General features: G+C 62.9%; 17 protein-coding genes. 2 read left to right on the top strand and 15 right to left on the bottom strand.

Annotated elements, in window-relative coordinates:
* Positions 1-220: 220 nt before the first annotated feature.
* Positions 221-2,512 (top strand): TonB-dependent siderophore receptor, encoded by a 2,292-nt coding sequence (locus E8E68_RS00250; protein WP_266028504.1) that lies wholly within the window; start codon positions 221-223, stop codon positions 2,510-2,512.
* Between the two features lie 255 nt (positions 2,513-2,767).
* On the top strand, positions 2,768-5,323 hold the full coding sequence (locus E8E68_RS00245; RefSeq protein ID WP_280339074.1) for a sulfite reductase flavoprotein subunit alpha: 2,556 nt from the start codon (positions 2,768-2,770) through the stop codon (positions 5,321-5,323).
* 67 nt (positions 5,324-5,390) lie between these two features.
* Here the strand turns inward: E8E68_RS00245 and E8E68_RS00240 are convergent, their stop codons facing one another.
* From E8E68_RS00240 to hscB, 15 genes are all read right to left on the bottom strand, one after another.
* Positions 5,391-6,182, bottom strand: coding sequence for an amidohydrolase (locus E8E68_RS00240; RefSeq protein WP_266028506.1), 792 nt, complete (start codon positions 6,180-6,182; stop codon positions 5,391-5,393).
* Entirely contained in the window at positions 6,170-7,318 is a 1,149-nt protein-coding gene (locus E8E68_RS00235; protein WP_280339072.1) for a pyridoxal phosphate-dependent aminotransferase, read from the bottom strand. Before E8E68_RS00235 ends, E8E68_RS00240 begins: the two co-directional genes overlap by 13 nt.
* A gap of 149 nt (positions 7,319-7,467) precedes the next feature.
* The gene (gene der, locus E8E68_RS00230; RefSeq protein WP_105946966.1) at positions 7,468-8,931 is read right to left on the bottom strand and encodes a ribosome biogenesis GTPase Der; all 1,464 of its coding nucleotides are present in this window, start codon (positions 8,929-8,931) and stop codon (positions 7,468-7,470) included.
* Between the two features lie 116 nt (positions 8,932-9,047).
* A complete protein-coding gene (bamB, locus tag E8E68_RS00225) occupies positions 9,048-10,190 on the bottom strand; it encodes an outer membrane protein assembly factor BamB (RefSeq protein ID WP_110744923.1) in 1,143 nt (380 codons plus the stop codon).
* On the bottom strand, positions 10,191-10,832 hold the full coding sequence (locus E8E68_RS00220) for a tetratricopeptide repeat protein (protein ID WP_280339069.1): 642 nt from the start codon (positions 10,830-10,832) through the stop codon (positions 10,191-10,193).
* Between the two features lie 38 nt (positions 10,833-10,870).
* Positions 10,871-12,160 carry a histidine--tRNA ligase gene (gene hisS, locus E8E68_RS00215; protein WP_280339067.1) on the bottom strand — a complete coding sequence of 430 codons (1,290 nt, stop codon included), beginning with the start codon at positions 12,158-12,160 and terminating at the stop codon, positions 10,871-10,873.
* Between the two features lie 25 nt (positions 12,161-12,185).
* Entirely contained in the window at positions 12,186-13,295 is a 1,110-nt protein-coding gene (ispG, locus tag E8E68_RS00210) for a flavodoxin-dependent (E)-4-hydroxy-3-methylbut-2-enyl-diphosphate synthase (protein ID WP_110744926.1), read from the bottom strand.
* 3 nt (positions 13,296-13,298) lie between these two features.
* Positions 13,299-14,324 (bottom strand): RodZ family helix-turn-helix domain-containing protein, encoded by a 1,026-nt coding sequence (locus tag E8E68_RS00205; protein WP_266028511.1) that lies wholly within the window; start codon positions 14,322-14,324, stop codon positions 13,299-13,301.
* Positions 14,321-15,082, bottom strand: coding sequence for a type IV pilus biogenesis/stability protein PilW (gene pilW, locus E8E68_RS00200; RefSeq protein ID WP_110744928.1), 762 nt, complete (start codon positions 15,080-15,082; stop codon positions 14,321-14,323). The genes E8E68_RS00205 and pilW overlap by 4 nt, the downstream gene beginning before the upstream one ends.
* A 13-nt stretch (positions 15,083-15,095) precedes the next feature.
* Positions 15,096-16,241, bottom strand: a complete 1,146-nt coding sequence (gene rlmN, locus E8E68_RS00195) for a 23S rRNA (adenine(2503)-C(2))-methyltransferase RlmN (RefSeq protein ID WP_110744929.1) — start codon at positions 16,239-16,241, stop codon at positions 15,096-15,098.
* A 28-nt stretch (positions 16,242-16,269) separates the two neighbouring features.
* Positions 16,270-16,695 (bottom strand): nucleoside-diphosphate kinase, encoded by a 426-nt coding sequence (gene ndk / locus E8E68_RS00190; RefSeq protein WP_012316140.1) that lies wholly within the window; start codon positions 16,693-16,695, stop codon positions 16,270-16,272.
* An 88-nt stretch (positions 16,696-16,783) separates the two neighbouring features.
* Positions 16,784-16,984, bottom strand: a complete 201-nt coding sequence (iscX, locus tag E8E68_RS00185; protein WP_003248529.1) for a Fe-S cluster assembly protein IscX — start codon at positions 16,982-16,984, stop codon at positions 16,784-16,786.
* A gap of 10 nt (positions 16,985-16,994) precedes the next feature.
* Entirely contained in the window at positions 16,995-17,336 is a 342-nt protein-coding gene (gene fdx, locus E8E68_RS00180; protein ID WP_021781772.1) for an ISC system 2Fe-2S type ferredoxin, read from the bottom strand.
* Between the two features lie 3 nt (positions 17,337-17,339).
* Entirely contained in the window at positions 17,340-19,202 is a 1,863-nt protein-coding gene (gene hscA / locus E8E68_RS00175; protein ID WP_110744930.1) for a Fe-S protein assembly chaperone HscA, read from the bottom strand.
* A gap of 42 nt (positions 19,203-19,244) precedes the next feature.
* The gene (gene hscB / locus E8E68_RS00170) at positions 19,245-19,766 is read right to left on the bottom strand and encodes a co-chaperone HscB (RefSeq protein WP_003248535.1); all 522 of its coding nucleotides are present in this window, start codon (positions 19,764-19,766) and stop codon (positions 19,245-19,247) included.
* Between the last annotated feature and the right edge of the window lie 8 nt (positions 19,767-19,774).

The following is a 19,774-nucleotide window of genomic DNA, read 5'->3' as shown; positions in this document are numbered from 1 at the left end:
CGGCGGCACCGTAAGGAAATGTAAAGGCGCCAATGATATTGATTCCCTTTTGCGCTACACAAGCCCCATTCACCGCTTAAGACGTTTCAGCTGCATGAAACCGTAAGGGCAAATTGTAAAGATTGTAAATTCTTCACGAATGGTAACGAATCTCAATTGTGAGTCACAATTGCTTACATTAGTATCCGCCGCCTCAACACCTTGGGGAAGGTTCTTAGCAATGCGCCAGTACGTACCATCTGCAGTGAGCTCACCACGCCTGATCGTTACCGCCATCGGTGTCGCGCTAAGCGCCTCGTCGGTTCACGCCGCCGACCCGGCTGCCAGCAGCGCCATCACCCTGGACGCCACCAGCGTCAACGGCAAGGCTGAACAGGCCAGCACCGACTACAAGGTCGAAAAGGCCGCTTCGCAGAAGTACACCGCACCGCTGGTGGACACCCCGCGTTCGGTTACCGTGATCCCGCAGCAGGTGATCAAGGACACCAACGCGCTGACCCTGCAGGATGCCCTGCGCACCGTGCCAGGCATTACCTTCGGCGCTGGCGAAGGCGGCAACCCGCAAGGCGACCGGCCGTTCATCCGTGGCTTCGACGCCCAGGGCGACACCTACCTGGACGGCGTGCGTGACACTGGCGCGCAAACCCGCGAAATCTTCGCCATCGAGTCGGTGGAAGTGGCCAAAGGGCCAAACTCGGCCGTGGGCGGCCGTGGGGCAGCAGGGGGTACCATCAACCTGGTGAGCAAGCGCGCACACTTGGGCAACTCGCTGGACGGCGCCTGGACCTGGGGCAGCGACCAGACTCAGCGCTACACGTTCGACGGCAACTATCAGTTCAGCGATACCGTTGCTGGCCGCCTGAACCTGATGACCCACGAAAGCAACGTCGCCGGCCGCGACAAGGTCAACTACGATCGCTGGGGTATCGCCCCGTCGCTGGCCTTCGGCCTGGGTACGCCAACCCGCGTCAACCTTGACTACTACCACCTGGAAAGCGACGACCTGCCGGACTCGGGCATTCCGTACACCATCCCTGCAAACGGTAGCGCCGGGCGCACCTCGGCGCACCCGAGCAAGCCGAACGACGGTGGCGACAGCGACAACTTCTATGGCCTGACCGGTCGCGACTTCCGCAAAACCCGCGTGGACATCGCCACCTTCGCCATCGAGCACGACCTGACCGACTCGCTGACCATCAAGAACACACTGCGTCACGGCAACAGCATGCAGGACTACATCCTGACCCAGCCTGACGACAGCAAGGGCAACGTCAACAACGGCAGTGTCTGGCGCCGTGCCAACACCCGCGTCGGCAACACTGCCACCACTACCAACCAGACCGACTTGTTCGGCGAGTTCTACGTCGGCGGCCTGAAAAACAGCTTCTCGACCGGTATCGAGCTGAGCCGAGAAGAGAGCGAGCGCTCGAGCTACACCGTCAACACTGACACCGTGCCTGGCGGCGCTGCCAATTCCAACTGCACCCCGGGCATGATCGGCGCCACCAGCGGCTACAACTGCACCTCGCTGAGCAACCCGAACCCGGATGATCCGTGGAACGGCACCATCTCGCGCAACTATGCCGGCACCACCACCAACAGCAAGACCCGGGCAATCTACGTGTTCGACACGCTGGAGCTGACCCCGGAGTGGCTGGTCAACATGGGCCTGCGCTACGACCACTTCGACACCGACTACAAGACCTACAACGCTGCGGGCACCACCACCGCCAAAGGCAAAGATGTCAGCGAGTTCGTGACCGGCCAGCTGGGCCTGGTGTGGAAGCCGGCCGAAAACGGCAGCATCTACGTGTCCTATGCCACCTCCGCCACGCCACCTGGCGCCATGCTTGGCGAAGGTACCGAAGGCAACCCGCTGGGCGGCACGCCAGACCGTAACGGCAACCTGCTGGGCAGCGACATGGAGCCGGAAGAAACCACCAACTACGAGATCGGTACCAAGTGGGACCTGCTTGACGAGCGTCTGTCGCTGACCGCGGCGCTGTTCCGCACCGAGAAGGAAAACGCCCGGGTCCAGGTCAACACCAACACCTACGAGAACATCGGCGAAACCCGGGTTCAAGGTATCGAACTGTCGGCCAGCGGCAAGCTGACCGACAAGTGGCAGGTATTCGCCGGCTACACCTACATGCAGGCTCGCCAGATCGACGGCGGCCCGGTGGGCAAGGCCAACGACGGCAACCAGCTGCCGAACACGCCGAACAACAGCGCCAGCCTGTGGACCACCTACTCGATCACGCCAAAGCTGACCGTGGGCGGTGGTGCGTTCTACGTGGATGACGTGTACGGCAACGTGGCCAACACCACCATGGTCGACAGCTACGTACGCTACGACGCCATGGCCGCCTACAAGCTGACCAAGAACATCGACCTGCAGCTGAACGTACAGAACCTGACCAACGAGGTGTACTACGACAAGGCATTCTCCACCCACTTCGCCAACCAGGCGGCCGGGCGGACTGCACTGTTGACCACCAGCGTGCACTTCTGATGTCGGCGTTGGGTTGATCCGCTGGAAAGGCTGCTCCTGTAGCGGCCCTTTCGCGGGGCAAGCCCGCTCCAACAGATCCCTCACAGCGCTCGAATCCTCTGGTGTATCTGTGGGAGCGGGCTTGTCCCGCGAAGGGTTAAGCACGGGCATCACTTAAGGCAGTCCACCCCCTGCCCCGTTCAATGAGCGGGGCTTTTGCGTATCAAGGCATAATGCACGCCGCGCAGTCTGCGGCAGCAACACAAGGTGATCGATGTGGTGAAGAAGACGCTGTTCCAATTGCACTGGTTCTTTGGCATCACCGCTGGCCTGGTGCTGGCCTTGATGGGCGTTACCGGGGCGCTGTACTCGTTCCAGGAAGAACTGCTGCGCGCATTCAATGCCGATGTGCTCAAGGTCGAAGTACGCGCCGAAGGCGTGCTGCCGCCAGCTGAACTGGTGCAACGGGTCGAAGCCCAGCAGCACGATAAGGTATCGATGCTGTGGGTCGACGTGCGTGAAGGCAACGCCGCACGCATCTTCTTCACGCCGCCACCGGGCGAGCGCCGCGGTCAGCTGCGTTACGCCGACCCCTACACCGGCGAACTCAAGGGTGAAGTGGCCGGGCAAGACTTCTTCAACCTCATGCTCACCCTGCACCGCTTCCTGGCCATGGGCGATACCGGCCGGCAGATCACCGGTGCCTGTACCCTCATGCTGGTGTTCTTCTGCCTCTCCGGCCTGTACCTGCGCTGGCCGCGCAAAGCGCTGGACTGGCGCACCTGGCTGACCTTCGATTGGGCCAAGAAAGGCCGTGCTTTCAACTGGGACCTGCACGCCGTCGCAGGTACCTGGTGCCTGCTGTTTTACCTGCTGTTCGCGCTGACCGGCCTGTTCTGGTCCTATGAGTGGTACCGCGAGGGCCTGAACAAACTGCTGGCCGATAAACCGGCTGCGGGTCAGCAACAGAAGCGCGGCGAAGGCCGTGGGCGCCACGGGCCGCAGAAGGTCGACAAGAATGCCCCGCCACTGGTGGTCGATTACGACGCCATCTGGGCCAACCTCAAGAACGCCGCAGGTCCAGGCCTTGCCACCTACAACCTGCGACTGCCCCCGGTCGGCGGGCAACCGGCAAACCTGTTCTACCTGCTCGACAGCGCCGAACACCCTCGCGCCTTCAACACCCTGGTGCTGGACCCGGCCACCGGCCAGGTGAAAAACCACGACCGCTACACTGACAAGTCCTTCAAGGCCCAACTGCTGCAGAGCGTCTACGCCCTGCACGTGGGCGAGTACTTCGGCCTGCCAGGGCGCATCATCGTCACTGTCGCCAGCCTGACCATGCCACTGTTCTTCGTCACTGGCTGGCTGCTGTACCTCGACCGCCGCCGCAAGAAGCGCCAGGTGCGTGCCGCCCGCGGCAACGTTGCCCGCAACGATGGCAGCGGCGATAGCTGGCTGATCGGCTTTGCCAGCCAAAGCGGCTTCGCCGAGCAACTGGCCTGGCAGAGCGCCAGCCAGCTGCAGGCCGCCGGCATGCCGGTGCAGGTACGCGCCTTGGCCGAACTGGGTGAACATGACCTGCGCCAAGCCCGCCGTGCGCTGTTTGTGGTGAGCACCTTCGGCGACGGCGAAGCGCCTGACAGCGCCCGCGCCTTCGAGCGCAAGGTACTAGACCAGCCGTGGGCACTGAACCACCTCAACTACGCCCTGCTCGCCCTCGGCGACCGCCAGTACCCGCACTTCTGCGGCTTCGCCCGGCGTCTGCAGGCGTGGCTGGGCGAGCGCGGTGCCAGCAGCGCGTTCAGCCCGGTAGAAGTGGACAACGCCGATCAGGCGGCCCTGCAGCAGTGGCAACAGGAACTGGCGCAGCTGACGGGTGCCCAGCCGGTGGCCGCCTGGCAGCCGCCAAGCTTTGGTAGCTGGTCGCTGGTGCACCGCAAACTGCTCAACCCCGGCAGCCAGGGGCAGCCGGTTTACCTGCTCGGCCTGCAGCCCCAAGCGCCTGCCAGCTGGGAGGCCGGTGACCTGGTGGAAATTCTGCCGCTGAATGGGCAACCGCGGATCGACGCGTTCCTCAAAGGCATGGCGCTGGACGCCAATACCCCGGTGCAAGTGAATGGCCTGAACGAAACACTTGCCCAGGCCCTCGCGGGTCGCCAGCTACCAACACGCCGCGATCACCTTATCGGCCTGCATCCACAGGCGATGGTCGATGCCCTGGTGCCGATTGGCAGCCGCGAGTACTCCATTGCCTCGATTGCCAGTGATGGTGTGCTGGAGCTGATCGTGCGCCAGGAACGCCATGCCGATGGCAGCCTGGGCCTGGGCTCCGGCTGGCTGACCGAGTACCTGCCGTTGAATGGCACCCTGAGCCTGCGCCTGCGCCGTAACAGCGGCTTCCATCTGCCAGAAACCGCCGCACCGATGATACTGATTGGCAACGGCACCGGCCTGGCCGGCCTGCGCAGCCTGCTCCGGGCGCGGGTGAATGCCGGTGAGCAGCGTAACTGGCTGCTGTTTGGCGAGCGTAATCGCGCGCATGACCTGCTGTGTGGTGAGGAGCTGCAAGGGTGGCTGCAAAGCGGCGATCTGGCACGCCTGGACCTTGCGTTTTCGCGGGATCAAGCCGAAAAAGTCTATGTGCAGGATGTGTTGCTGCAGCAGGCTGAAGCGTTCAAGGGCTGGGTGGCTGAGGGCGCCTGTGTGTATGTCTGCGGCAGCCTGCAAGGGATGGCTGCAGGGGTGGATGCTGCGCTCAACGGCATGCTTGGGGAAGCCGCTGTGCAGCAGTTGATCGAGGATGGGCGATATAGGCGGGATGTTTACTGACCAGGCATTGATGTAACTCGCCCCGGCCTCTTGGCGGGTTTACCCGCGAAGAGGCCAGTACAGGCTGTCAGTGCAGCTCGAAGGTATCGGCGTCCAGGTTGGCCGGGAACTTGGCCCGGTACGCTGCCAGCTCCGCAGCGCTCAACACGGCGGTAAACACGCCGTCTGCCTCCCCGGCACTCAGCAAACTCTCGCCCTGGAAGTCCAGCACCTGGCTGTCGCCCGAATAGGCAAAGCCTTTGCCGTCCGTACCCACCCGGTTCACCGCCGCCACATAGCAGAGGTTCTCGATCCCTCGCGCCGGCAACAGTCGGTTCCAGTGCTGGCGGCGAGCAGCCGGCCAGTTGGCGGTATACAGCAGCAGATCGGTGTCCTGGGCATCGCGGCTCCACACCGGGAAACGCAGGTCGTAGCAAATCAGCGGGCGAATCCGCCAACCCTTGATCTCGAACTGCACCTGGCGCTCACCCGGGGTGTAGTGCTTATGCTCACCCGCCATGCGGAACAGGTGGCGTTTGTCGTAGTGCAAGATCTCCCCGTCCGGGCGCGCCCACAGCAGGCGGTTACGGTGGCTGCCATCTGCGGCCTGGATGATCACGCTGCCGGTAATCACTGCGTTGGACTTCTTGGCCTGGGCCTTCAGCCATTTGTAGGTCGGGCCATTTTCCGGCTCGCACAGGCTTTCCGACTGCATTGAAAAACCGGTAGTGAACATTTCCGGCAGGATCACCAGGTCCACTTCACCTACCTGCTCCAGCAGCACCTCGAAGTGCGCATAGTTGGCCTCACGGTCATGCCAGGCCAGGGTGGTCTGCACCAGGGCGACTTTCAGGTTCGGCAGTGTGCTCAGATCGCGCATAGTTTTTCCGCTGCCTGATGCAGCGTCTCCTCTCGTTTGGCAAAGCACAGGCGGACCAGGCGTTGCTCGGGGATGGGTTGCTGGTAGAACACCGATACCGGAATGGTCGCCACGCCGTGCTCACGGGTCAGCCACAGCGACATGTCGACATCGTTCAGGTCCGGGCGGATCTGCGAATAGTCCACCAGCTGGAAGTAAGTGCCCGCCGTGCGGGTAAAGCGCAAGCGCGAGCCTTCCAGCAAACCGCAGAACAGGTCGCGCTTGGCCTGGTAGAAGGCCGGCAATTCATCGACATGCCCTGGGTGCTCGGCCATGAAATCGGCCAGCGCGCACTGCAGCGGCGTCACCCCGCAGAAGTTGACGTACTGGTGCACCTTACGCAGCTCGGCGCTCAGCGCCGGCGGGGCAATCACGTAACCGGTCTTCCAGCCGGTGACGTGGTAGGTCTTGCCGAACGAGCTGACCACAAAGGCACGTTGGTACAACTGTGCGTGGGCCAGTACGCTGGCGTGGCGCACGCCGTCGTAGACCAGGTGCTCGTAGACTTCATCACTGACCAGGTAGATATCGCGGTCAGCGATAAGGCGTGCCAGCTGGTCAAGGTCTTCGCGGGTGATCAGTGCGCCGCTGGGGTTGTGCGGCGAATTGAGGATGACCATGCGCGTACGCGGGCTCAGGGCATCACTGAATGTTTGCCAGTCGATACGGAAGTTGCCGTCACTGAGCTGCACATGCACGCAGCGGCCACCGGCCAGCTGCACCGAAGGCTCGTAGCTGTCGTAACAAGGGTCGAAGACGATCACCTCGTCGCCGGCATGCACCACCGCCTGTATGGCGCAGAAGATCGCCTCGGTGGCGCCGGGGGTGATGGTCACCTCCTGGTCGACATCCACCCTGGCGCCGTACAAGCGCTCGACCTTGGCTGCCACTTGCTGGCGCAGCGCAGGCAAGCCGGTCATCGGCGAATACTGGTTATGCCCGGCGGCCACATGCCGGCCTACTGCATCGAGCAGCGCCTGCGGGCCGTTGAAGTCGGGAAAACCTTGCGACAGGTTAAGCGCGCCGGTCTGCACGGCGAGCTGGGACATGGTAGTGAAGATGGTCGTGCCGACATACGGCAGTTTGCTGCGGATCATGAAGCCCTCTTTCCTGGGGTGTATCCGGCACGGGGTGAGGTCCGAGCATAGCGGATCGAGCGGTCAGGAAAAAGGTTGAAACATTAGGGGGATTGCTTTGGATCAAAAGGCTTCTTCGCGGGCTTGCCCGCGAAGAAGCCGCCACGGAATCAGCGCTTGTCGCGACGCTTCTTCTCGGCCTTCTTGTGGTGCGACATCAGGCGGCGCTTCTTGTTGACCTGGCGATCGGTGAGGGTGTTCTTCTTGCCCTCATACGGGTTCTCGCCGCCCTTGTACTCGATACGGATCGGCGTACCGACCAGCTTCAGCACGCGGCGGTAAGTGTTTTCCAGGTAGCGCGAGTACGACTTCGGAATCTTCTCGGTCTGGTTACCGTGGATCACGATCAGCGGCGGGTTGGCACCACCCAGGTGGGCGTAGCGCAGCTTGATGCGGCGGCCGTTGACCAGCGGTGGCTGGTGCTCGCTCACGGCATCTTCGAGGATTTGCGTCAGGCGGCTGGTCGGCCAGCGCGTCACTGCCGACTTGAACGCAGCCTGCACCGACTTGTACAGGTTACCCACGCCAGTACCATGCAAGGCGGAAATGAAGTGGATGTCGGCGAAGTCGACGAAGAACAGCCGGCGCTCCAGTTCGGTCTTCACGTAGTCACGCTCGCCCGGCTGCATACCATCCCACTTGTTCAGGGCGATGACGATGGCGCGGCCGGCTTCCAGGGCGAAGCCCAACAGGTTCAGATCGTGGTCCACCACACCCTCGCGGGCGTCCATGACGAAGATCACCACGTTGGCGTCCTTGATCGCCTGCAGCGTCTTCACCACCGAGAACTTTTCGACTTCCTCGTGGATCTTGCCGCGCTTGCGCACGCCGGCGGTGTCGATGAAGGTGTACTTCTCGTCGTCGCGCTCGAACGGGATGTAGATGCTGTCGCGGGTGGTGCCCGGCTGGTCGTACACCACCACGCGCTCTTCGCCGAGCATGCGGTTGACCAAGGTGGACTTGCCAACGTTCGGCCGGCCGATGATGGCGATCTTGATGCCATCTTTTTCGCTCGGGCCAGGAATCCGGACGGCTTCTTCGCCTTCGGCGACTTCAGCGTCCAGCGCTTCCTCGACCTGGTCGCGCGGCAGGTGGCCAAGCACGGCTTCCATCAGCGCGTTGATGCCGCGGCCCTGGGAGCCGGCCACCGGGATGGCATTACCCATACCCAGCGGCGAGAACTCGGCGCGCGCGACATCGGCGTCGATGTTGTCGATCTTGTTGGCGACCAGGATCGCCTCTTTGTTGCGCTTGCGCAGGTGCTCGGCAATCATCTGGTCGGCGGCGGTCATGCCGGCGCGTGCATCGACCAGGAACAGCACGTAGTCGGCTTCCTCGATGGCCATGAGCGACTGCTCGGCCATTTTCTCGTCCATGCCCACTTCGTCACCAGTGATGCCACCGGTGTCGATCAGGATGAAAGAACGACCCTGCCAGCTGGCATCGCCGTACTGGCGGTCACGGGTCAGACCCGACAGGTCACCGACGATGGCATCGCGGGTTTTGGTCAGGCGGTTGAACATGGTGGATTTGCCGACGTTCGGGCGGCCCACCAGGGCAATTACGGGAACCATCGGCTCTCCACTCTCGAATTCTTGAAAATGCAAAGGCCGCTGCAAGGCAGCGGCCGGAGTACGGGCGGCGTGTCCTACGCCGCGGCTTGAAGCCAGCCAAGGCTTCAAGCATAGCTTCAGCGGATGGTCAGTGCCTCGAGCTTGCCGCTGTTGCCGAAGACATAGATGGTGTCACCGACCACAAGTGGGCGGGCGCGCAGGCCATCGCTGTCGATACGCTCACGGCCAACGAAGCGCCCATCGACCTGGCTGAGCAGGTGCAGGTAACCCTCGAAGTCCCCTACAGCCACATAGCTGGAATACACTTCCGGGGCAGTCAGCTGGCGACGCGCCATCGAGTCGTTGGTCCACAGGGCGCTGGAAGAACGCTCGTCGATGCCCTCGACCGAGCCCGAAGCCTCGCTCACATAGACGTTGCCAAAGCCCTGGGCGACACCCACGTAGCTCGAAGCATCGCGCTGCCACAGCTCGCGGCCGCTTTCCAGGTCCAGGCCAGCTACACGGCCCTGATAGGTGCTGACGTACAGGGTACCACCGGACAGCAGCAGGCCGCCGTCAATGTCGACCACGCGGTCAAGCTCGGAACGCCCCTGCGGAATGGCCACGCGGCTTTCCCACACCGGCACGCCGTTGTTGATGTCCACCGCAACTACCTTGCCAGTCGACAGGCCGGCGACGGCCAGGCGGTTGGTGGCGATCGGCGCACCGGTACCACGAAGGGTCAGCACGGCCGGGGAGTTTTCGTAGATCCAGCGACGGTCGCCAGTGGCAGCATCCAGGCCGATAAGGCGATCATCCTGGGTCTGCACCACCACCACGTCACCGTTGTTGGCAGGCGGAGCCAGCACTTCGCTGGTCACGCGGGAGCGCCAGCGCTCCTCACCGGTACTGGAATCCAGGGCAATCACTTCACCCTTGAGGGTACCGAGCATGACCAGGCCATAGCCTACGCCGACTGCACCGGAAACCTGCAGCTCCAGGTCCTTCTTCCACACCACGTCGCCAGTGATGCGGTCGAGGGCGAAGACTTCACCGTTGACGTCGGAAGCGTAGATGCGGTCGTTCTCGATGGCCGGTACCAGGGTGTTGTAGGTTTCACCCTGGCCGTCACCGATCGAACGGCTCCACTGCTTCTTCAGCACCACTTCCTCGGTGAACTTGGTCAGCTCGGCCGGGGGCAGTTCCTTCTTGCTGTTGCTGCTGCAACCTGCGGCCAGTACGGCCAGGGTCAGCACTGCTGCATGTTTCCAACCGATCACTTACGCGTCCCCTTTAGCCAGGTCATCCAGCTTCAATTGCAGGCCACCGACCGCCGCATCATCAGACAGCGCGGCCTTGGCTTTTTCGTAAGCGCTGTGCGCGTCGTCGGCACGACCCAGCTGTACCAGCAGGTCACCCTTCAACTCTTCACGGCTGGCCAGGAAGGCTTTGTCGGCGTCACCGTCGAGCAGCTTGAGGGCGTCCTCGGCCTTGTTCTGGGCAGCCAGTACACGTGCCAGGCGCTGGCGCGAAATTTCGCCCAGGGTAGCGTCGGCCGGTTTGTCCAGCACGCTTTTCAGCTCGGCAGCAGCGTCGTCGAGCTTGCCGCTCTCGACTGCGACCTTGGCCACGAACAGGCTGCCATACTGGGCGTAGGCGGTTCCGCCAAACTCGCTCTTGAGCTTGCCGGCCAGTTCCGCGACCTTGGTGGCGTCTGGCTGGCCAGTCGGCGTCAGGCTGGTTTCAAGCAGCGCCTGATACAGCTGCGAGGCGCCTTGCGACTGGTTGCTCTGGTACTTGTGCCAGGTATTCCAGCCCAGCACCACCACGCCAGCCAGCAATGCGCCGGTCAGCAGCGGCTTGCCGTTGCGGTTCCACCAGTCCTTGACCCCTGCCAGGTCATCATCATCGGTACTCGACACCCCAATACTCCTTTTCGCCTATTCGTTGTTGAACCGCGTTACGCCTGCGCGATCGCGGTTTCCAGGTGCTCTGCCAGAGCATCCCAGGCAATGTTCTGTTGTTCGCCCTGGCCACGCAGGGGCTTGAAGCCGATTTCTTGCTTGGCCAGTTCGTCGTCACCGAGGATCAAGGCGAACAGTGCGCCGCTCTTGTCGGCCTTCTTGAACTGGCTCTTGAAGCTGCCACCCCCGGCGTTGACCGCCAGGCGCAGGCCCGGCAGCCGGTCCCGCAGGCCTTCGGACAGGCGCAGGCCAGCCAGTTCTGCCTGTTCGCCAAAGGCGCACAGGTAGACGTCGATCTGGCGACTGATGGACGCTGGTACCTTGCCCAGGGTTTCCAGCAGCAGAATCAGGCGCTCGATACCCATGGCGAAACCAACGCCGGTGGTCGGCTTGCCACCCATCTGCTCGACCAGACCGTCGTAGCGGCCACCGGCACACACCGTGCCCTGGGCGCCCAGCTTGTCGGTCACCCACTCGAACACGGTCTTGCTGTAGTAGTCCAGGCCACGCACCAGCTTGGTGTTGATCACGAACGGAATGCCGGCAGCGTCCAGGCGGGCCTTGAGGCCCTCGAAGTGCACGCGCGACTCTTCGTCCAGGTAGTCTTCAAGCTTCGGCGCCCCCACCAGCACCGCCTGGGTGTTCTGGTCCTTGCTGTCGAGGATGCGCAGCGGGTTGCTCTTCAGGCGGCGCTGGCTGTCTTCGTCCAGTTGCTCCAGGCGCGCCGAGAGGAACTCGACCAGCGCGTCACGGTAGCGCGCACGGGCTTCGCTGGTGCCCAGGCTGTTGAGCTCCAGCTTGACCGCGTCCTGGATACCCAGCTGGCCCCACAGGCGCCAGGTCAGCATGATCAGCTCGGCGTCGATGTCCGGGCCATCCAGGTTGAACACTTCCACACCAATCTGGTGGAACTGACGGTAACGGCCCTTCTGCGGGCGCTCGTGGCGGAACATCTGACCGATGTACCACAGTTTCTGCACCTGGCCATTGCCGGTGATGCCATGTTCGAGCACGGCGCGCACGCAGGCAGCGGTGCCTTCCGGGCGCAGGGTCAGCGAATCGCCGTTGCGGTCCTCGAAGGTGTACATCTCTTTCTCGACGATGTCGGTCACTTCACCGATCGAGCGCTTGAACAGCTCGGTGAACTCGACGATCGGCGTGCGGATCTGGCTGTACCCGTAGGTGTCCAGCAGACCGGCCACGGTGCCTTCGAAGTAGCGCCACAGCGGCGACTGTTCTGGCAGGATGTCGTTCATGCCACGGATGGCTTGCAGCGATTTGCTCACGAAAAGTCCTTACGAATTCTGTGTGTCAGCCACGAGCGATCAACGCCGCGTCGGCTTCGGCCTTTTCAGCCGCTTTCTGGCGGATGAGTTTTTCCAGCTCATCGACCAGGTTGTCATTGGTCAGCTTCTGCGCCGGCTTGCCATCGATGTAGATCAGGTTCGGCGTACCGCCGGTCAGGCCTACATGGGCCTCCTTGGCTTCGCCCGGGCCATTGACCACGCAACCGATCACCGCCACGTCCAGCGGCACCAGCAGGTCTTCCAGGCGCCCTTCCAGCTCGTTCATGGTCTTGACCACATCGAAGTTCTGCCGCGAGCAGCTCGGGCAGGCGATGAAGTTGATGCCACGCGAACGCAGGTGCAGCGACTTGAGGATGTCGTAGCCGACCTTCACTTCTTCGACCGGGTCGGCCGCCAGCGAGATACGGATGGTATCGCCAATGCCTTCGGCCAGCAGCATACCGAGGCCAACGGCGGATTTCACTGTCCCTGAACGCAGGCCACCGGCTTCGGTGATGCCCAGGTGCAGCGGCTGCACGATCTGTTTGGCCAGCAGGCGGTAGGCTTCAACGGCCATGAACACGTCGGAAGCCTTGACGCTGACCTTGAAGTCCTGGAAGTCCAGACGGTCGAGGTGCTCGACGTGGCGCAAGGCCGACTCGACCAGTGCGGCCGGGGTCGGCTCGCCGTACTTCTTCTGCAGGTCTTTTTCCAGGGAGCCGGCGTTGACCCCGATACGGATCGGGATGCCACGGTCGCGGGCGGCATCGACCACGGCGCGAACACGGTCTTCGCGGCCGATGTTGCCTGGGTTGATACGCAAGCAGTCGACGCCAAGTTCAGCCACACGCAGGGCGATCTTGTAGTCGAAGTGGATGTCGGCGACCAGCGGCACGCTGACCAGCTGCTTGATCTTGCCGAACGCTTCGGCAGCGTCCATGTCCGGCACCGAAACACGCACGATGTCCACGCCGGCATCGACCAGGCGCTGGATTTGCCCCACGGTGGCGGCGACATCGTTGGTATCGGTGTTGGTCATGCTCTGCACCGCGATGGGCGCGTCACCACCCACCGGTACATTGCCGACCCAGATTTTGCGGGATTCGCGACGTTTGATCGGAGATTCGCCGTGCATGACTTACTGTCCCAACTTCAGGCGAGCAGTCTCGCCACTGGTGAACGGGGCAACATCGACGGCCTGGCCGTTGTAGCTGACCTGAGCGCCACGGGCAAAGCCCAGGCGTACCGCGAATGGCGGCTTGCCGGTCAGCTCGAGGTTGTCCCCCTTGCGCTTGATGGCGCTGAACAGCACCTTGCCGTTGCCGTCGCTGACCTGGGTCCAGCAATCGGCGGTGAACTGGATGGCAACCTTGGCGCTACCCGCCGGCACTGCGGCGGGCTCGGCGGCAGCCACCGCCGGCGCGGCCGGTGCAGCAGCCGGGGCCGGAGTAGCCGGCGCTACCGGCGCGGCAGGTGCGCTGACAGCCGGCTGTACAGGCGCCTGCTGGGCAGGTGCCGGGGTAACAGCTACGGCTTCGCCGGGTGCCGGGCTGGCAGGTGCCTGCTCGGTAGCAGCGGCCGGTTGCCCGGCAGCAGCCTGCTCCAACGGCAAGGGCGCGCTTTCAGCTTGCTGGCCAGCGGATACCGCCTGGTCTTCAGGCTCATCGAGCGGGTGAATCTGGGTAGTGCCGTCGGCGCTCTCGACTTCGACGTGCTCCAAGGCGATCTTGGCCAGGTCCTTGCCGCGCAGGCTGCCCTGGTCCTGCCACCAGACGAAGCCGCCACCCACCACGGCCACCAGCAACAGCAGGCTGACACCGCGCAGGATGTTGTGCGAAAGGCGTACCGGCTCTTCGATACGGCCCAGCGAATGCACATCGCTGCCTTTGGCGTGGGTACCGGTGTGGCGGTCGAAGGCATCGACCAGGGCGGCCTGGTCGAGGTCCATCAGCTTGGCGTAGGCGCGAATGTAGCCACGGGCGAAAGTATGCCCCGGCAGCTTGTCGAAGGCGCCGGTCTCCACGTGGTTCAGCGAACTGACAGTGAGGTTGAGCTTGCGGGCCACCTCGGCTTGAGTCCAGCCCCGTTTCTCACGGGCCAGGCGCAAAAGCTCACCGGGGTTCTGGCCAGGCGCTACTGCTACTTCGGGATGCGCGGCGTTCATCGTTGCTCCGACAGGTATTGCTGATATTCCGGCGTACCGGGATAAAGTCGTTGTAATTGCTGGCCAAGCTCGGCCAGTGTGCCCTGCTCGTCGAACACCCTGGCAAGGCGGCTGCCCAGCAGCAGGCTACGGGCATCGTGGTCGCTCAACTGGCTGAAACGATCGTAGTAGTCCCGGGCCGGCACATAATGCCTGTTTTCGTAGGACAACTCAGCCATTTCAAGCAATGCTTTCGGTTGCCGCTGGTTGAGTTGCAACGCTTTCGACAGATACCCGTGCGCCTGCTCGCGGCGCTCGAGCTTCAGGGCGGTCAGGCCGAGGTTCTCGTATACGCGTGAGCGCTCAGGATACAGGGTATCGGCACTGGCCAGGCGAAACATCTGCTCGGCCTCGGCAAATCGCCCCTGAGCATAAAGGAAACTGCCGTAATTGTTGCGAATTCGCGTGTCGCCGCGGCTGACCTGCAGGGCTTTGCGAAAGTGGGTCTCGGCCAATACCGGCTCGGCTTCGGCCTGGAACACCAGGGCCAGGGCGGCGTGCGCATCGGCATCGGAGCTGTCGAGGGCCAGGGCCTTGCCCAGCGGCGCCTTGGCCTGCTCGGTCAAACCCTGTTGCAAATAACCCAGGCCAAGCTGCACATAAGCCCGCCCTGCCTCCACCCTGCCCTGGCGGCTGGCCAAGGGGTCGCCCGCGCCGCCCGACACGCAGCCGGCCAGCAGCGAAAGCGCAAGGATCGACAGCGCGGCGCGCAGGCTCATGGGCAGGTTCCGGTCAGTGGCTGGCGGCGCTGTCTTGCAGCTCGACGTCCGCGGAAAGCTGGCGCACCGCGATGTAGCGCTCGCTGCGGCGGGTACGGTCGTTGACCTGGCCGACCAGCTGGCCACAGGCGGCGTCGATGTCGTCGCCCCGGGTGGTGCGGGTGGTCACGTTGAAACCACCGTGGTGCAGCAGGTCCTGGAAGCGGCGGATAGCGTTGTTGCTCGGCCGCTCGTAACCCGAGTGCGGGAACGGGTTGAACGGGATCAGGTTGATCTTGCACGGCACATCGCGCAGCAGCTCGATCATTTGCGCAGCATGCTCCGGCTGGTCGTTGACGTCCTTGAGCAGGGTGTACTCGACGGTGAGCACGCGCTTGCCACCCAGGGTGGCCATGTAGCCCATGCACGATTCCAGCAGCATTTTCAGCGGGTACTTCTTGTTGATGGGCACCAGCTTGTTGCGCAGCTCGTCGTTCGGGGCGTGCAGCGACAGGGCCAGCGACACGTCGATGTGCTTGGCCAGTTCGTCGATCATCGGCACCACGCCCGAGGTTGACAGGGTGACGCGACGCTTGGAAATGCCATAGCCAAGGTCATCCATCATGATTTTCATGGCGGCGATGACGTTGTCGAAGTTCAGCAAGGGCTCGCCCATGCCCATCATCACCACGTTGGTAATCGCGCGGTCGACTTTGGCAGGAACGGTCCCAAAGGATTTGTTGGCAAGCCACACCTGGCCGATTACCTCGGCGGCAGTGAGGTTGCTGTTGAAGCCTTGCTTGCCGGTGGAGCAGAAACTGCAGTCCAGGGCACAGCCAGCTTGCGACGACACGCACAGGGTGCCGCGATCGTCGGTAGGAATGTAGACGGTCTCGACGCAGCTGCCGGAGGCAACGCGGATCACCCACTTGCGGGTGCCGTCGGCGGAAATGTCTTCACTGACCACTTCCGGGGGGCGAATCTCGGCAACGGCCTCGAGCTTTTCGCGCAAGACCTTGCCAACGTTGGTCATGGCCGCAAAGTCGGACACGCCAAAATGGTGAATCCATTTCATCACCTGACCGGCGCGGAAGCGCTTCTCCCCGATAGAGTCGAAGAATTGTTCCATTTCCGGCTGGGTCAGACCCAACAGGTTGATTTTGCCAGTAGATGTCGTCATGGATTCACCCTCACCCGTAAGCTTTCGCTTAGCGAGTGGTTACCTCGGTAGCAGCGAAGAAGTAAGCGATTTCGCGAGCGGCAGCAGCTTCGGAGTCCGAACCGTGAACGGCGTTGGCGTCGATCGACTCGGCGAAGTCAGCGCGGATGGTGCCGGCAGCAGCTTCTTTAGGGTTGGTAGCACCCATCAGCTCACGGTTCAGAGCGATGGCGTTTTCGCCTTCCAGAACCTGAACAACAACTGGGCCGGAAGTCATGAAGGCAACCAGGTCACCGAAGAAGCCGCGCTCGCTGTGCTCAGCGTAGAAGCCTTCGGCTTCGGCTTTGGACAGCTGCTTGATTTTCGAGGCAACGATTTTCAGGCCGGCTTCTTCGAAGCGAGTGGTGATCTTGCCGATGACGTTTTTGGCAACAGCGTCAGGCTTGATGATCGAGAAAGTACGTTGAACAGCCATGGAAAACTCCAGAATATGAGTGTTACGAAAAATTAAACCCGCGAATTATACGCGGGTTTCAGGGGATTGCCTAACCTGCACATGACGCTTAGTCGGCTTCGTCAATCCAGGCAGCCTGGATTGCCTCAAGCACTTTCTCTCCGCCGCGTGACGGATCGTCGCTGAACTCTGGCAAGGCCAGCACCCAGCGGTGCAGGTCGACGAAATTCACATAACGAGGATCGACCTCAGGCTTGCTTTCTGCAAGCTGGATTGCGATCTCAAGTACATCAACCCATTTCAGACTCATGTACAGGCCCTCAGTGCGGTGCTTCAGCAGCGTGGTTGAGCGAATACTTGGGTATCTCGATGGTCAGGTCTTCGTCGGCGACCACCACCTGACAGCCCAGGCGCGACTGCGCTTCCAGGCCCCAGGCCTTATCCAGCATGTCCTCTTCCAGCTCGTCGGCCTCTTCGAGCGAATCGAAGCCCTTGCGCACGATGCAGTGGCAAGTGGTGCAGGCCTTGACGCCGCCGCAGGCGCTTTCCATCTCGATGTGATGGTCGTGGGCCAACTCCAGGATATTGGTCCCGGGCTCGACCTCCACGGTCAACCCCTCGGGGCAGAACTTCTCATGCGGCAGGAATGTCACCAGCGGCATCGATTACTCCTCGATCTCATTCAGGTTGCGCCCGGCCAGTGCGGCTTTGACCGTCGAATCAAGGCGACGGGCGGCAAATGCATCGGTCACCTGCGACAGACGCTTGGTCTGTTGCTCGATGGCTGCGCCATCGGTGCCGGCCAGCAAATCACGTAGTTCTTGCATCTGGAATTCGATGGCGTCGCGCTCGTCACTGCTGAGCAAGCGTTCGCCGTCGGCGTCCAGGGCGCCCTGTACCGCTTCGAGCAGGCGCTCGCCGTCCACCTGGTGCTCGCGCAACTGACGGGCGTGCTTGTCGGAACCTGCGTGTTCGAAGGAGTCCTTGAGCATGCGGGCGATTTCGCCGTCAGTGAGGCCGTAAGACGGCTTGACCTGGATGCTGGCTTCCACGCCCGAGCCCAGCTCGCGCGCAGCGACGCTGAGCAGGCCGTCGGCATCGACCTGGAACGTGACGCGAATTTTTGCCGAGCCAGCGACCATGGCCGGGATGCCACGCAGCTCGAAGCGGGCCAGCGAACGGCAATCGCTGATCAACTCACGCTCGCCCTGCAACACGTGGATCATCATGGCCGTCTGGCCATCTTTATAAGTGGTGAATTCCTGGGCACGCGCCACCGGGATGGTCGTATTGCGCGGGATCACCTTCTCCATCAGCCCACCCATTGTTTCAAGGCCCAGGGACAGCGGGATGACATCGAGCAGCAGCAGTTCACCACCTTCACGGCGGTTGCCGGCCAGGGTGTCGGCCTGGATGGCGGCGCCAATGGCCACCACCTGGTCAGGGTCGATCGAAGTGAGCGGGGTACGCCCGAACAGCGCGCCCACCGCTTCACGCACGCGCGGCACGCGGGTCGAGCCACCGACCATGACCACGGCACTGACCTCTTCCAGCTCCACGCCACTGTCGCGCACGGCGCGGCGGCAAGCCTTGAGGCTGCGGGCGACCATAGGCTCGATCATGCCCTCGAAGGCAGCACGGCTCAGTTCGCCTTGCCAGGTACCGTGGCTGACACTGACTACGTCGGCGTCGGTCAGGGCCTCCTTGGCGGCGCAAGCGGTTTGCAGCAGCGCGCGCTGGGTGGCCGGGTCAAGGTCGGACGACAGGCCAGCCTGCTCGATGATCCAGCCAGCAATGGCATGGTCGAAGTCGTCACCACCCAAGGCGGTATCGCCCCCGGTTGCCAGCACTTCGAACACGCCAGCAGTCAGGCGCAGGATAGAAATATCGAAGGTACCGCCGCCCAGGTCATAGATGGCCACCACGCCTTCGGCGTTCTGGTCCAGGCCGTAAGCCACGGCAGCTGCCGTCGGCTCGTTGAGCAGGCGCAGCACGTTCAGGCCGGCGAGGCGCGCAGCATCCTTGGTAGCCTGGCGCTGAGCGTCGTCGAAATAGGCCGGCACGGTAATCACCGCACCCACCAGCTCGCCACCCAATGTCGCCTCGGCACGCTCACGCAGCACCTTGAGGATGTCTGCAGACACTTCCACCGGGCTTTTCGGACCCTGCACGGTGTCGATGAACGGCATGTGCGACTCACCGCCAACGAAGCGGTACGGCAGTTGCTCGCCCAGTTGCTTGACGTCGGCCAGGCCGCGCCCCATCAGGCGCTTGACCGACAGCACAGTGTTCAGCGGGTCGCTGGAAGCGGCGTCACGCGCAGCCTGCCCCACTTCGATACGCCCGTCGAGGTAGCGCACCGCGGACGGCAGAATGACGTTGCCCTGCGCGTCGGGCAGGGGCTCGCTGCGGCCGCTACGCAGTGCAGCGACCAGAGAGTTGGTGGTACCCAGGTCGATCCCCACCGCCAGGCGGCGCTGGTGAGGCTGAGGGCTTTGACCGGGTTCGGCAATCTGCAGTAGGGCCATGCTTATCTGAATACCTTAGGTGTCATCACGGGCAACACCGGGTTAATCGTCGAGGCGCTCTTCCAGCTGGCGCACTTCTTGGGCGAGCTTGTCGAGGAACTGCATGCGGCGCATCAGGCGCTCAGCCTTGTCGCGCTCGCCTGGGGCATCCCAGCAGGCGGCAAAGTCCTCGTTCAGCGTGTCCTGGGCAGCCTTCAGGCGCTTCTTGAACACGCCGACACCATCAAGGTCGGCTTCGTCCTGCAACTCTTCGAGCTCTTCACGCCACTGCATTTGCTGCAACAAGAAGTCAGGGTCGTGGACCGTGACTTCCTGAGGCACTTCATGGCCGCTGATGGCCAGCAGGTAGCGGGCGCGGCGCGGAGCACTGCGCAGGGTCTGGTAGGCGTCGTTGAGTGCTGCGGACTTTTCCAGCGCTACCCGCTGCTCACGCTCGGAGGCGTCGGCAAAGCGGTCGGGATGGACTTCGCGGGCCAGCTCGCGATAGCGAGTGGCCAGCTTGTCGAGATCCAGGCGGAAGCTTGGCTGGAGGTCAAACAATGCGTAATGACAAGGAGTACCCACAGCCAGCC

Origin of the sequence: Pseudomonas sp. BN607 (assembly GCF_029871175.1) — a bacterium.
In the GTDB taxonomy this organism is placed as follows: Bacteria; Pseudomonadota; Gammaproteobacteria; order Pseudomonadales; family Pseudomonadaceae; genus Aquipseudomonas.
The sequence above is the reverse complement of the archived record's forward strand: the minus strand, read 5'-3'. Positions and strand labels throughout refer to the sequence as shown.